Source organism: Pedobacter nyackensis, from assembly GCF_900176505.1.
In the GTDB taxonomy this organism is placed as follows: Bacteria; Bacteroidota; Bacteroidia; order Sphingobacteriales; family Sphingobacteriaceae; genus Pedobacter; species Pedobacter nyackensis.
The window spans coordinates 181559-195101 of the sequence record NZ_FWYB01000010.1 but is presented as its reverse complement, the minus strand read 5'-3'; the positions used below and the strand labels follow the sequence as shown (position 1 = coordinate 195101).

Genomic DNA, 13543 nt, shown 5'->3' with positions numbered 1-13543 from the left:
TATACCGTAACTATAACAGATGCAAATGGTTGTACGGCAACCCGTAACTACTCAATTACACAGCCTTCGGCAATTAGTACTGCTACCGGTTCACAGACAAATGTGTCTTGTAACGGTGGAACCAATGGTAGTGCGTCGGTTTCTCCTTCTGGTGGAACCCCTGGTTATACTTATTCATGGTCGCCTTCAGGTGGAACGGCTGCTACAGCTACGGGACTTGCTGCAGGCAGTTATACCGTAACGATAACAGATGCAAATGGTTGTACGGCAACCCGTAACTATTCAATTACGCAGCCTTCGCCTTTAGTGGTTTCTCCTGCACAAGTAAATGTAACTACAGCTGGGGGAAGTAATGGTTCGGCGACCGTTACTGTAACAGGTGGAACGCCTGGATATACATATTCATGGTTGCCATCTGGTGGAACCGCAGCTACAGCTTCTGGTTTAACAGCGGGCGCTTATACCTGTACCATTACAGATGCAAACGGATGTACGGCCACTAAAACTTTCAATATTATACAACCTGTAGTACTGACTGGATTCCCTGATATCAATAAAGCCTACGGTGCTACTACATTTACGCTGACCAACCCTGTCAGCGCCAGCGCAGGTGCATTTAGCTATACCAGCAGCAACAACAGTATAGCAGCTATTAGCGGGCAGAATGTGACCATTATTAAACCAGGTACGGTAACCATTACGGCAACACAGGCCGCCAATGGCAATTACGATACCAGTTCAATTACTGCAACATTAAATATTGCTGCAAAAGATATCAGTCTGACCTTAAATCCTGCCCCATCGATTAACAAAACTTACGATGGAAATGACAATGCTACACTGGCCTCAGGGAATTACCAGTTAATAGGGCTGGAAGGAACGGATGAAGTATTGGTAAGCTTTACAGCCAAATACGAAAATAAAAATGCAGGTACGGGAAAAACGGTAACTGTAAGTAACATTGCACTTAGTGGTGCGCAGAAAGATTATTATCATCTGACTACGATCACTGCAACAGTTACGGGTTCGATTACTCCTAAACCGCTGACAGCTACCGCTACGACAGTAACCAAAGTTTATGACGGAACCGATGCTGCTATTGTTGCATTTAATCCATATAATGCAGTAAGTGGGTTGCTAACTGGCGACAATGTGAGCACAGGATATGCTTCTGCTGTTTATAGCAATAAAAATGTAGCGGCCAATAAGCCGATCACCATTAATGGACTGAACCTGACAGGTACAGACAAAAACAACTATAGCTTAAACGCATTTAGTACTACAGGTTCGATTACACCTAAGCCATTAACTATTACAGCTGATAACAAGGAGAAGTTTGCAGGTACAGCCAATCCGACCTTAACGGCAAGTTATACAGCGTTTGCGGCTAATGAGGACAACTCGGTATTAACCACGCAGCCCGTTATCACAACTTTAGCTAATGTAAACAGTCCGATTGGTACTTATGACATCAATGTTTCAGGTGCAGCTTCTGCCAACTACAGCATTGACTATGTAAAAGGAATCCTGACCATCAAACCAGGTGCCCCTTCCAGCATTACTTTGGCAGGAGTAACCTTGTTTGAAAATAAAACAGCAGGAACCAATGCAGGAACATTAAGTAGTACCTCTGATGATCCTTCGGCTACTTTCACTTATAGCCTGGTTGCAGGAACAGGTGACACTGACAATGCGTTATTTGCCATCTCAGCGAATAAGATCAATACCGCAGCAAGCCTTAACTTTGAAAACAAAGCTAGTTACAGCATCCGCGTAAAATGCATAACGCAGCATGGCTTAAGTCTGGAAAAAACCTTTACCATTGCTTTAAGTGATGTAAATGAGATCCCAACACTGGCCACTGTAGCTAATCAAAGCATCTGCTACACCAAAACAGCGCAAACAGTAGCATTAAGCGGCATCAGTGCCGGTCATGAAACTGCACAAACAACTACTTTAACCGTAAGCAGCAGCAATGCCAACCTGTTTGAAAACTTGACAGTAACCGGTTCAGGTGCTACAGCTAATGTAAACTACAAAGCTAAAACCGGTGCTTCGGGAACTGCAACCATCACGGTAACCGTAAAAGACAATGGCGGCGTTGCAGACGGTGGTGTAGATACCTATAGCAGTACTTTCGTAATTACCATCAATGCTTTACCAATTGTAGCTATTAACAGCGACAAAGGTCCGCAGGTTAGTAAAGGTGAAGCTGTAATCTTAAATGCTACTGGTGGTGCCAGCTATGCATGGACAGCGCATAGCAGCATCCTGAGTAGTCTGAATTCGGCTTCACTTACAGTGAGACCAAGCGAAACTACGACTTATACGGTAACGGCAACTAACGCTAGCGGATGTACGGAAACACAAACCTTTACCATCACGGTATTGGATGATCTGGTTAAGGTTAAAGCCACAAACATTATGTCGCCAAATGGTGACGGGGTTAACGACAACTGGGTGATTGAGAACCTTGACATGTATCCGAATAATGAGGTGAGGATCTTTACCAGAGCGGGACGATTGGTATATAGTAAAAAAGGATATGACAACAGCTGGGATGCTACCCTTAACGGTGCGCCATTGGCTGAGGGAACCTATTACTACATCGTTGATTTCGGACCGAACAAAACGAAAGTGAAAGGGTTTATCACGATTACAAGACCAAATTAATACGATCGTCATCCTGATCTCGAAGAAGGCTGCGAAGCAAATTTATTTCAGGATGACGACTTGTTTCAGGATGACGAAAACCCATTAAAATAATAAAGATGAAAACAATATATAAAACAGCATTGGTTCTTGCGTTTGCGGCTATGAGTAGTTCCGTAAAAGCACAGTTAAATCCACTCTCAGCTCAATACTTTACCAATCAGTACCTCATTAATCCGGCTTTTGCCGGAGCGGGACAAGGCTTAAAACTTAACGGTGCATACCGCAAGTTATGGAGCAATGTTCCGGGCTCTCCTTTAACCCAAAACCTGACAGCCGATTACGGCTTTAACAAAGTGGGTTTGGGATTAACGGTAAACAATGAAAGTGCGGGCTTGCAAAGGCAAACCCGCGTGGTAGGTAGTTATGCATATCACTTGCCTTTAAATAGTGATGGGCAACAATTACACTTCGGGGTATCATTGGGCTTTATGAGTCAGCGACTAGAGAACGCGGATATTTATGGTAACCCAAATGATGCAACAGTAGCGGAATACAACGACCGTAAAACTTATCTGGATGGCGACTTTGGAGTAGCTTATACTTCGGATAAACTGAATGTACAGGCTGCTGTTCCGAACCTTAAAAGCTTACTAAAAAAGGATGTAGTGAAACTGGCCGACGTGGCTACTTTTTACACGGCTGTAAGTTATCAGATCAACCTTAGCAAAGGTGCTGAGGGGATGGACTTAGAGCCTAAAGTAGCTTACCGTGGGGTAAAAGGGTTTGACAACATCTGGGATGCAGGTGCACAACTGAGCATTGCCAATAAGCAGGTGATGTTGCTGAGTATGTATCACAGTACAAAAAATGCCACTTTCGGTTTGGGTATGGATTATAAAAAGAAATACCTGATCAGTGGTACCTACACTACTCAAACTTCGGCTTTGAGCAGCTATACCAATGGTAGTTTTGAATTGAACTTAAGATTGAATTTGAGCAAGTAATACAAAATACCCAACGCAAAGGCCCCTGCGAATTGATTTACGCAGGGGCCTTTGTTTTATTTAAAATGATCTTCGGCTATGGTTTGCTTAAAATAATTCTGCGGAGTTTCACCCACCCTCTTTTTAAATTCACTAAAAAAAGTACTCTTGGAGGAAAAACCGGCCTGTCTACCCAGTCCATCCATACTGTATTGATCCAGATTCCCCTTTCCAGCGAATTCTTTAAGAATATAATCTATCCGGAAGCGGTTGATGAAGCAGTTGAAGTTCTCGTTAAAGTATTCATTTAAAAGGTAAGACAATTGATGTCCTTTGGTATTCATTAGATCGGCCAGCTGCTGAAGGGTCAATTTCTTTTGTAGGTAGGGTTGAAACTTATCCATTTTTGCAATAATCGTTTCTCTGGATAATTGTAGACTCATGGCTTTTTCATCTTTCATCTTAGCTATCATTTTCAAAAGCGTTGCGCTTTTTATGTTGAGAAAAGATGCAGCAATTGCTACGGGTATGCGATCGGCATGCTTAGGATATGTCTGCAAAAAATAATTGTATTTGTCAGATACCTTCCCTATCCGTATAAAAATGGAGCGGTAATGCGCATCCGCATAATATGCTTCCAGGATTTTACGAAACACAATATTCAGCTCTGGAAAACGATCATACAAGCTATAGAAGTGAGATGAGCACATGGCAAGCAGGGAAGAATCTTCCACGGCCCGGACATCTTCTTTGCAGGATTTATCGCCATACATCCCCTCGATTGCGGATAAAAACTCTCCATCAATGGTAATGAAGCTGATTAATGTTTCGTCTTTATTGGGTACTTGTCCGGTAATAATGCCTTTTACGACAAAGTAAACATATTTACTCAGCTCTCCTTTCCGCATCAGGTATTCATCTTTCTTCACAGAAATCTCGATACTCTTGTCGACAAACTCCTTACAAAGTTCATCGCTAAGTGGATGAATTGCAGAGAGCTGATTCAAAACTGCATTTAGAGCGGCGGGATTGGGCATAATGAGCGATTAATGATTTGACAGTTGAATAACAATGGAAGCAAAGTTAATTTTTTTTCCAACTTATCGACAAATCAGATAAAAATTACAACCTCACACCAAATATCGGTTATAACTTTTCTACTTATAGTTATAATCAACCACTACGCCATCAATCAGCATCTGCTTGTTTTTAACATTTAATTTTTTCCCGGCAGGAACACAAACCAATACAACGGACTGCTGAGCAGGAATATGCACTTTGGCCCCCTTTGCGAGGTTACGCGCGATAAAACGCTGAGCTACGCCATCATAAACATCATACCTCTTTTTTTTTCCTTGTGGAACCTTAAACAGAATCGTTTTGGCCAGCTTATACGGATTATAGAACAAGTAAGTTGGATAGGCCTTTTGGCTGTAAAAATCTGTAGCCAGTAAGTCCAGGCCAAGTATCCCTTTAATTTCAGTTTCCTTCACAATACCACCAAAGATCCCGGCATGTGCACTGCCATATACGCTAAACTGCGATACTTCAGGATTTTTACCAGGTACCCATTTTGGTCCATCACCCTGTGCTACCGGAGCCTTTAGCGATTGGTAAAGGGTATCAAAAGTTGAGGCTTTTGAAAAGCCTTCGTAAGCAATTACACCTTTAGTAACCGCAGCAAGCTCGGGTATGGTTTGATGTGCGGCAGGCATATACTGCGGATAAAACAACCTGGAGGCATTAACCGCATTTAACATCCACTTACCTATGGCATTTGCATATTGAGGTTTATACCTAACCATAGGCACCAATGGCCAGGCAGCATCGAAGGTATTCATTAGGAAAGCATAACCACCATGATCCACCGTGCTCCCTACAGTTCCCGAAATATCAAAGCCGTTCCAGTTACCCACCAGGAAGCCCCAACCTTCGCGACAAACAGCAGTACCATCAAAGGTCCAGTCGAGCATTTTCCCAACATCAAAAGCTGTTCCCTGCTCTGCATTCATTCTTGCTGCCAAATAAGCACCAAAAGGCATCAACAGCTCATAGGTGGGGTTAATTTTCTGGCTTTCCAATGCATTCATCGCATTGATAGCACCCTTTAAGTATCGTGGGTCACCGAACTTTTTATACGCTGCATACAATACATAGGCGTGACCGGCCGCAGCATCAGGTTGAGTACAAATCTGGTTAGTCATCGGCTTCATCTGTCCATAATCGAAGTAGGAATAATTGTAATTGCCGTTTAATATAGAATCCGCTTTATAAAACTTTTCCGCAATTTTTCTGGCCATCATTTCAAAATCCGGCTCAGATGGATACTGGTCGTAGACCGCATAAAACAATACATTGGGGTAAACATCATACCACCAATCTCTGCCATAGCCGCCTCCCAGCAAGGCAACCTCAGCGGCGGTATTATTCATCATAATGTCCCAACCGTTGTCGCTATTAAAGTAGTTTTTAAGCATCCCAACATAGTTTATTCCCTGTCGTTTACTTTTATCCAATCCAACTAATGTAGCCCCTAAAACGGAGCCCATATTGGCTAGCGACTCATGGAACATCCCTTTGTTGTTTTGCGGCCCCTGCCTTACATCACCAACGGCAGTATACATGCCTAGTGTAGGTTGATTAAAGTTCTTTCCTGTGCTATCCATCCATACCATTGGCCAGTATTCACCTTTGGCCTTGAAATCATAAATGGTTTTGTCGAAATTAAGTGCCATTGTTTTCCAATTGATAATCTGGAGTGGCTTAGGAACATCGGCCATAGCATCTACGCGGCTAATATTAACCTGTTTAAGCTGAGCCTGGCAAAGGGTAGCAATAAATAAGGAAAGCAGTGTAAATCGTATGGTCAGTTTAAATTTCATCATTATTGGGTTCATCTAAATATCAAAAAATAATAGCAGGTAATTTTAGCTCGTTTAAATTACCGAATGGCTGGGGTTGACAACACCAGCCAGACTTTTCTCTTCAAGCTCCAGTTCCTCATTCATCACTTTTCCTTTTTTGAGGATACCTTTGGCTACCCAGTAAGAACTTAGCTGTAATACGGCTACGATGATAATGGCATAGCGTAGAGCGACCTCGTTTGAGAAATAATACGCTAATAATAAAAATGTTCCGGCACCGGTTAACCGGCCCACGTATAAGCCTGCCTCGTGATTTAAGATATAAGCAAACTCACTTCTTTTCTCCTTTTTGGTGAGAATATCGATTACACTAAATTGAATAGGAAAATAAGCCAGATCCAATAACGGTTTAGCCAGCAACAAGAATAGCATGAACAAGATCACTCCGGTTTCATTAAACAGAATCCCGTTAATGAGGGCAGCAATGGTAAACAATACGAGCCCTGTACCAAACACATAGATTCGGTGTTCGGGCCCTGTTTTCCGGCCAATGATATACATCAGGATCGCAGCAAAGACCGCACCTACAGATTGCGCGGTTCCTAAGGCTCCCTCTTTTCCCAGCAGCAACATAATCAGCATAGCCGGAGCAGTAACCAGGAAACCCTGTACCAAGCCTTTTAATACAGCCAGGAACATCAACCGGTACCAATACGGATTAAACTTAAAGTATATAAACTTTTTGCTGATGGGGTTGGTAAACTTGCCTTTAAAGCACATGATTGATGCCGCAATGGTAATGACAAATACAATTCCGGTCACAATTCTATAGGCCAGTTTTACATCGCCGGTAACTGCAAGCCCTTCAATAAACCAACCGATCATAACCGGAATAACGACGGCAATAATGGTGTAAAAGAAGGTTTCCAGTCCGTAATAATAATTGCGGTTACCATCGTTTGTTGTGGCCAGTGCCAGAAAATCCCTGTTGGCCCAGTAAAAGCCGAACGACATCCCCATTACAATACCTGCAATAGCAATTCCTGTAATATCAAGCGTAGTTAGAGACATCATGATCATCATGGAAATGGCGCTGAGCACCATTCCTAAAGAATATAATACCTTAATTGGAAAACGGTTTAACAACCAGCCATTGATTAAGAAGGTTAATGGAATTCCTGTATAAATAGTTAGCTGATAGACCACAACTTTTACCGGATCGTTAGAACTGCGCATCACGTAGGCCGCAACGAAAATATCAATCACGGGCAAAACGATGCTATAGATCAGATTGGTTAAGGTAAGCACCTTAAAATTATGTGATTGCGATTTAAAATGCGCAATCTCTGTTTTTAATTTACTAATCATGAGGGATGAGTTAAGGAGGTGAGAATTGCAGCTATTGAGAATTTAGCAGCGCATACAAATTCATCTGCAGCGCCGTAGTAAATGGTTAGCTCATCACCATTAACCACGTGACCGTTGGTGAAGACCACCTGCCCAAAAAAACCGGTCAACTCATAATCTGCGGTTGGCACCATAATGGGTTCCTGGGTTCTGGCCAGCACAATTGAAGGATCGTTCAGATCCAATAAAAAAGCCCCAAGACAATACCTATGCGCAGCGTTTGCACCATGGTAAATCTCGAGCCAGCCCTTTTCTGTTTTGATAGGGGCTGCGCCTGCGCCTACCCTTGCGCTGTCCCACTGGTCTTTTCTGGTTGTAATGATGCATTTATGTTTACCCCAATGAATTCCGTCAGGCGATTCAGCGATCCAGATGTAATTACCACCGATATCGACACTACTGGGACGGTGCAGCGCATAAAATTTGCCATTGACCTTTTCTTCAAAGATCGCGCAGTCCTTGTTGTGTGGTGGAATAATCATTCCCTCGGACTCAAAGTTTTTCCAATCTTTGGTTTTACGTAAGCCTACCCCAACACCTTGCTCAGAAACCGCAGTATAAGTGAGGTAATAGGTTCCATCTAACAGTGTAACGCGGCAGTCTTCGACGCCAAAAGCCTCCTGACCGGTTTCACCTTGTAATAATGGATAGCCTTCGGGTTCATAAAAACTAATCCCATCATCACTGCAAAGGAGTCGCAAATGAGACAGGGTAGTCAAATAATCTACTCCTTTATAGTTGATCACGCGGGGATCTTTGGCATTCAACTCCGGATCATCTTCTGAGATTTCGATAATTTCAATGCCATTGCCTTTTAGCACGGGAAATGAAATTATCCCTTTCTGTTGTTCGGGCCTTTCTGCTACACGCACCAGAAGCCAGGTCTTTCCTTCAAAAGTAAATACTCCCGGGTTTAAAAGACAGGTGATTTGCAACCCCGGCCTGCTCGGCTTTAAATCCTTGGGTGAAAGCAGTGGGTTTTGTATAAATCGTTGTGCTTGATCGTTCATATATTGCCCCATTTTTATTAATAGTTAGGATTTTGGATAATGGTGCCTCCCGATTTATCAACTTCTCCCTGGGGGATCGGATAAACATAATGACGGTCCTGAAAGTTCACACCTACAGATTGCAAAAAGTCTTTTGCCATACCCCATCTTTTCAAATCATTAAATCTTTGCGATTCAAATCCCAACTCCACCCTCCGCTCTTTCACCAACCAGTCTTTGATCTGCACTCGATCTGTCGAAGCCACATTTCTATCAGGCAATGTTCCCGCTGGCGGCAAACTGCCATTCGCAGTTACGCTGTTCCTTGCCCTCGCCCTTACGGTATTAATTGCGCCTATAGCAGCAGGATAAGCCCCTGTCTCCAGCAAAGCCTCCGCTTTCCAAAGCAATACATCAGCCCATCTGATGTATATCTTGTTACTTGCTGCATCTTCATTTCCTTTGTTGCTATCATTTAGCGCACCAAATATTTTATACACACTCTGACTTTGCTCGTTTACCGTATATCCCAGTCTGGGATCGTTAGCTTCAAAAGCATTGATAAAATTGGTGGTCGGCGCAATAAAACCCCAACCGGCAAGGGCACAAAGTCCATTTCCCATTGCCGGGGTTTTGGCCGACTGGTGATCATAAGCAAAAATCACTTCATTGTCGTTAAACTCCTTTGTCACATCAAAACTATCAAAGTAATTGGTATTTAAACTGTAAAAGCTCAGGTTCTCTAGCTCTGCAATGCTAGCCAGCACATCCGGCCATCTTTTATTATAAAGGGCTACTTTAGCTTGTAAAGCAATTGCCGCCCCTTTAGATACCCGCCATTTCTCTGCATTATCAGTATACTTAGTGCCTGGAAGCAAAGGTTTAGCCAAAGCAAGATCTGCGCTGATCTGTGCCCACACCTGCTCCTTCGGAACACGTTTTGCCACCTCATAAGCCTCAGAAAAGTCTTTAAGTGGCTTTAACAAAAGTGGAACATCCCCAAAGTTGTTTACCAGATCAAAATAATAAAAGGCCCTTAAAAAATACACCTCCCCGAGCAACCTGTTTTTCAAGGCACCATCTATGCCTATTTTTGCAATTACGGTTGCGTCTGTTAGATAATTGATAGAGCGGTTGCATCGTGCAATTCCTTCAAAATCATAACTCCACTGGCCATTAAAACCACCATTGGATGCAGTAAAATTAAATTTAGAGAATTGGTCCATCCAGGCCTGATCCCCATCGGGGTTCCATTTTTTTTGCATATCCCCAGATGCAATGTCCTGTAAAATAAAATCATTCCTCAACACAGTACCATCGTCCCAGCCCCACTGGCCAATAATATTTAGTGTGCTTGACAGTAAGCGGTACGATGAACTTACTGAGGATACTACAATATTTAATTTCGGGTCTGTTTCATCCTGGTTGGACGTTATCAAACCTATGGGTGCTTTATCTAATTCCTTTTTGCAGCTTATACCAGTAATCATTACCAGAACCGCAAGTATTTTATATATCAATTTCATAGCTATACTTTTAAATGCAGGGTTAAAATTTAACATTTACACCAAATAGAAATGCTTTGGATTGCGGATACGTACCCATATCTATAATATCGGTTGATTCCGGATCCAGACCCGTATAATCCGTCAGGGTAAACACATTCTGCGCAGAAACATACACACGGACATTTTGAACGCCCAACTTCGCCTTTGTTAACAGGGACTTAAAAGAGTAACCTAGTTCCAGATTTTTTAGCCGCAAGTAAGAAGCGTCTTCTACAAAAATACTGGAGGTTCGGCTACTCCCGTTGTCACTAAAGGTAGAGCGTGGTATGCTGTTGCTTGTTCCTTCCCCATGCCAACTGCCCAGCACCCCAACCGAATGGTTAAAAGGACGGGTATCATAATCAATAATTTTCTTCAGGTCATTATACCTGTCTACCCCCTGTACGCCCTGAAACAATGCAGAAAGGTCAAACCCCATATAACTCGCCGAAAGATTTAATCCATAAGAAAATTTAGGATTCGGATTCCCGATATAATCCCTGTCCAAATCGTTAATTATACCATCTCCATTACGATCTTTAAATTTGATATCACCGGGAAGTTCAGCTGGGTTCAATGTACCTGACAAATGACTGGTTATTTCTGCCTGGTTTTGATAAATACCTTCCATCACAAAACCATAAAGAGAATTAATTGGATGCCCAGGTTCTGTTTTTGTCACCTGGCCAATCATATTAGGCAGATTGGGATGTAGTTTTACTACCTGATTTTTTAAGGTACCGATGTTTCCATTAATGCCATATTTAAATGCGCTGTCATTATTGCGGTAACTTAAAGAAACCTCCAGACCAGAATTTTTTACTTCCGCCGCGTTCACAATAGTAGGCTGTACATCCCCAACCAGCTTTGGTAAAGAAAGTGGTAGTAGGATACCGTCTGTTTTTTTATTAAAGTAATCAACGGTTAAATAAATCCTGTTCTCAATTAGCCCCATATCCAGACCAATGTTACTTTGAGTTGTACTCTCCCATTTCAGGTCCGGATTGCCGTAACGAAGCAGTTTTGTCTCGTCCCCAACTTTTGTGTACAGCGTCAAATAAGTATAATTTCCAATATTCTGGTTACCAAGTGTTCCAACGCTTGCCCTTAATTTCAGATCAGAAATCCAGCGCTGCTCCTTCATGAAAGCTTCTTTAGAAATCTTCCAGCCAGCAGACACGGAAGGGAAATAACCCCAGTGATTATTAGGTCCAAACCGGGAAGATGCATCCGCCCTGAAATTTGCAGTAATCATATATTTAGAATCATATACATAAGTTGCTGAACCAAATAAAGAAAACAAAGTCCATTCTGCGCCGTTTCCACCGTTCCAAACATTGGTCAGGCTGTTGCCATAATCAATAAACTGGAATTCAGGTGCGGTATAGTCAAATCTGTTCCTGGTAGCACCAATGGAGGATGAATAATTTTTGATGTATTCACTTCCGACCATTGCATTAAACAAATGCTTTTGGATGGTTTTACCATAATTCAGAGTATTGTTCCAGGTAATGGTACTTTCCTGTCCACGGTCCTCATTTAAGGAATTAGGCCGGTTCTTTCTGCCCAAACCTTTATCTTCCGCCGCACCACCCCCATCGTCATCCCCAAAATTATCGTTAAAGGCCTTATTATGCGTAAAATTAAGATCCAGGCCCACATTCGTTCTAAACTTTAATTCCTTATTCTTCAGCAAAGCATACTCCGCATAAACATTTCCAAAGGTTTTAAACAATGATCTTTTATCATTGGTAAAATAAGCAAGCGCTATAGGGTTACTACTGTATTCATACCTGCTCTGGTAGGTACCATCCGCTTTATAAAAAGGTAAATCTGTAAAAGGATCTGCAACAGAATAAGTTGGATCGTTAATATCTTTAAACACAGGGATTACCGGCGGCCGGATAAATGCATGGCGGATCACACCAGGCTCATCACCCTTAGAGGACATCTTATCCTGTTTGGCATAGGAAAGCTGTAGATTTGCGCCAACGGTAAAGCGTTCAGATACATTACCGATCACATTCGTTCTGAAGTTAACACGCTGGTACTTATCATTTTTATAAACCACAATTCCATCCTGTGCATAATATGCTCCAGAAATTAAATATTTGATCTTCTCCGTTCCACCGATAGCGCTGAGCTGCAGGTTTTGCGAACGACCGGTCTCAAACAACTCATCCAGCCAATTGGTATTGGCCAAATCGGTCCGGCCTTTATCAGGGGTATAAGGATTCGGAGTTGTGCGACCCGAATTGTTCCAGGACTCTTCCATCTTGTTCATGTACTGGGTCGTATTCAGCATCTTAGGTAGGTTTGTCACTTTTTGGATGCCATTGTAATAGTTTACATCAAGACTAGACAATCCCGCACTACCCATTTTGGTGGTGATCACGATTACCCCGGCCGAGGCCCTTGAACCATAAATTGCAGCAGCAGAAGCATCTTTTAACACGGTGACAGACTGCATGTCGGCAGGGTTCAGAAATGAAATATCTTGCGTTGGGTTACCATCTACAATAAAAAGTGGACTGTTGTCGCCAAATGTACCCTGACCACGGATCAGAATACTAACCGGATCCCCGGGAGCACCAGTGCTCTGTGTAATCTGCACTCCTGCTACCTGGCCTTGCAGCACCTGGGCCACATCTGCCACCCTCCTGTCTTCCAGGTCAGGCATGTTCACCGAAGTTACTGCACCGGTTAAATTAGATTTTTTCTGCGAGGTATACCCCAGCACAACCACCTCATTTAACGACTCATTGTTCTCTTTCAGCGTAACATTCACAGTCGAATTTCCGCTTACCGGAATCGTCTGCTTCAAAAACCCAACATAATTGAAGGTAAGCGTTTGCACCGCCCCTTCTTTTAAACTTAAGATATACCTTCCCAGCTGGTCAGTAATCGTTCCATTCTGAGTCCCTTCCTGGATGACACTTACCCCTGGCAAACCTATTCCACTTGCGTCCCTAACCGTTCCAGAAACCTTGGTTTGGGCATAGAGACTTTGGCCTGAAAATGCTATGATCAGCAAAATGAGCCATACACGGTTAATTTTTAATTTCATTTGGTTAATTTTTGTAAAAGTTTAATTCATT

Annotated in this window: 8 protein-coding genes; 2 read left to right on the top strand and 6 right to left on the bottom strand. The window is 42.6% G+C overall.

Annotated elements, in window-relative coordinates:
- Window positions 1-2673, top strand: a 2673-nt coding sequence (locus tag B9A18_RS17620) for a T9SS type B sorting domain-containing protein (RefSeq protein WP_144009533.1), incomplete at its 5' end; no start/stop codon positions are given.
- A gap of 98 nt (window positions 2674-2771) precedes the next feature.
- Window positions 2772-3659: a PorP/SprF family type IX secretion system membrane protein gene (locus B9A18_RS17615; RefSeq protein WP_084290863.1), complete on the top strand. Its 888-nt coding sequence runs from the start codon at window positions 2772-2774 to the stop codon at window positions 3657-3659.
- 56 nt (window positions 3660-3715) lie between these two features.
- On the opposite strand, the gene B9A18_RS17610 is transcribed toward B9A18_RS17615, so the two are convergent.
- From B9A18_RS17610 to B9A18_RS17585, 6 genes are all read right to left on the bottom strand, one after another.
- Window positions 3716-4675 carry a helix-turn-helix domain-containing protein gene (locus B9A18_RS17610; protein WP_084290862.1) on the bottom strand — a complete coding sequence of 320 codons (960 nt, stop codon included), beginning with the start codon at window positions 4673-4675 and terminating at the stop codon, window positions 3716-3718.
- Between the two features lie 120 nt (window positions 4676-4795).
- Window positions 4796-6523, bottom strand: a complete 1728-nt coding sequence (locus B9A18_RS17605) for a hypothetical protein (protein WP_235005369.1) — start codon at window positions 6521-6523, stop codon at window positions 4796-4798.
- Between the two features lie 51 nt (window positions 6524-6574).
- The gene (locus B9A18_RS17600) at window positions 6575-7870 is read right to left on the bottom strand and encodes an MFS transporter (RefSeq protein ID WP_084290860.1); all 1296 of its coding nucleotides are present in this window, start codon (window positions 7868-7870) and stop codon (window positions 6575-6577) included.
- Window positions 7867-8919, bottom strand: a complete 1053-nt coding sequence (locus tag B9A18_RS17595) for a glycoside hydrolase family 130 protein (protein WP_084290859.1) — start codon at window positions 8917-8919, stop codon at window positions 7867-7869. The genes B9A18_RS17600 and B9A18_RS17595 overlap by 4 nt, the downstream gene beginning before the upstream one ends.
- Window positions 8920-8936: 17 nt before the next feature.
- Window positions 8937-10424 (bottom strand): RagB/SusD family nutrient uptake outer membrane protein, encoded by a 1488-nt coding sequence (locus tag B9A18_RS17590; protein ID WP_084290872.1) that lies wholly within the window; start codon window positions 10422-10424, stop codon window positions 8937-8939.
- A 22-nt stretch (window positions 10425-10446) separates the two neighbouring features.
- Entirely contained in the window at window positions 10447-13512 is a 3066-nt protein-coding gene (locus B9A18_RS17585) for a SusC/RagA family TonB-linked outer membrane protein (RefSeq protein WP_084290858.1), read from the bottom strand.
- Window positions 13513-13543 lie beyond the last annotated feature (31 nt).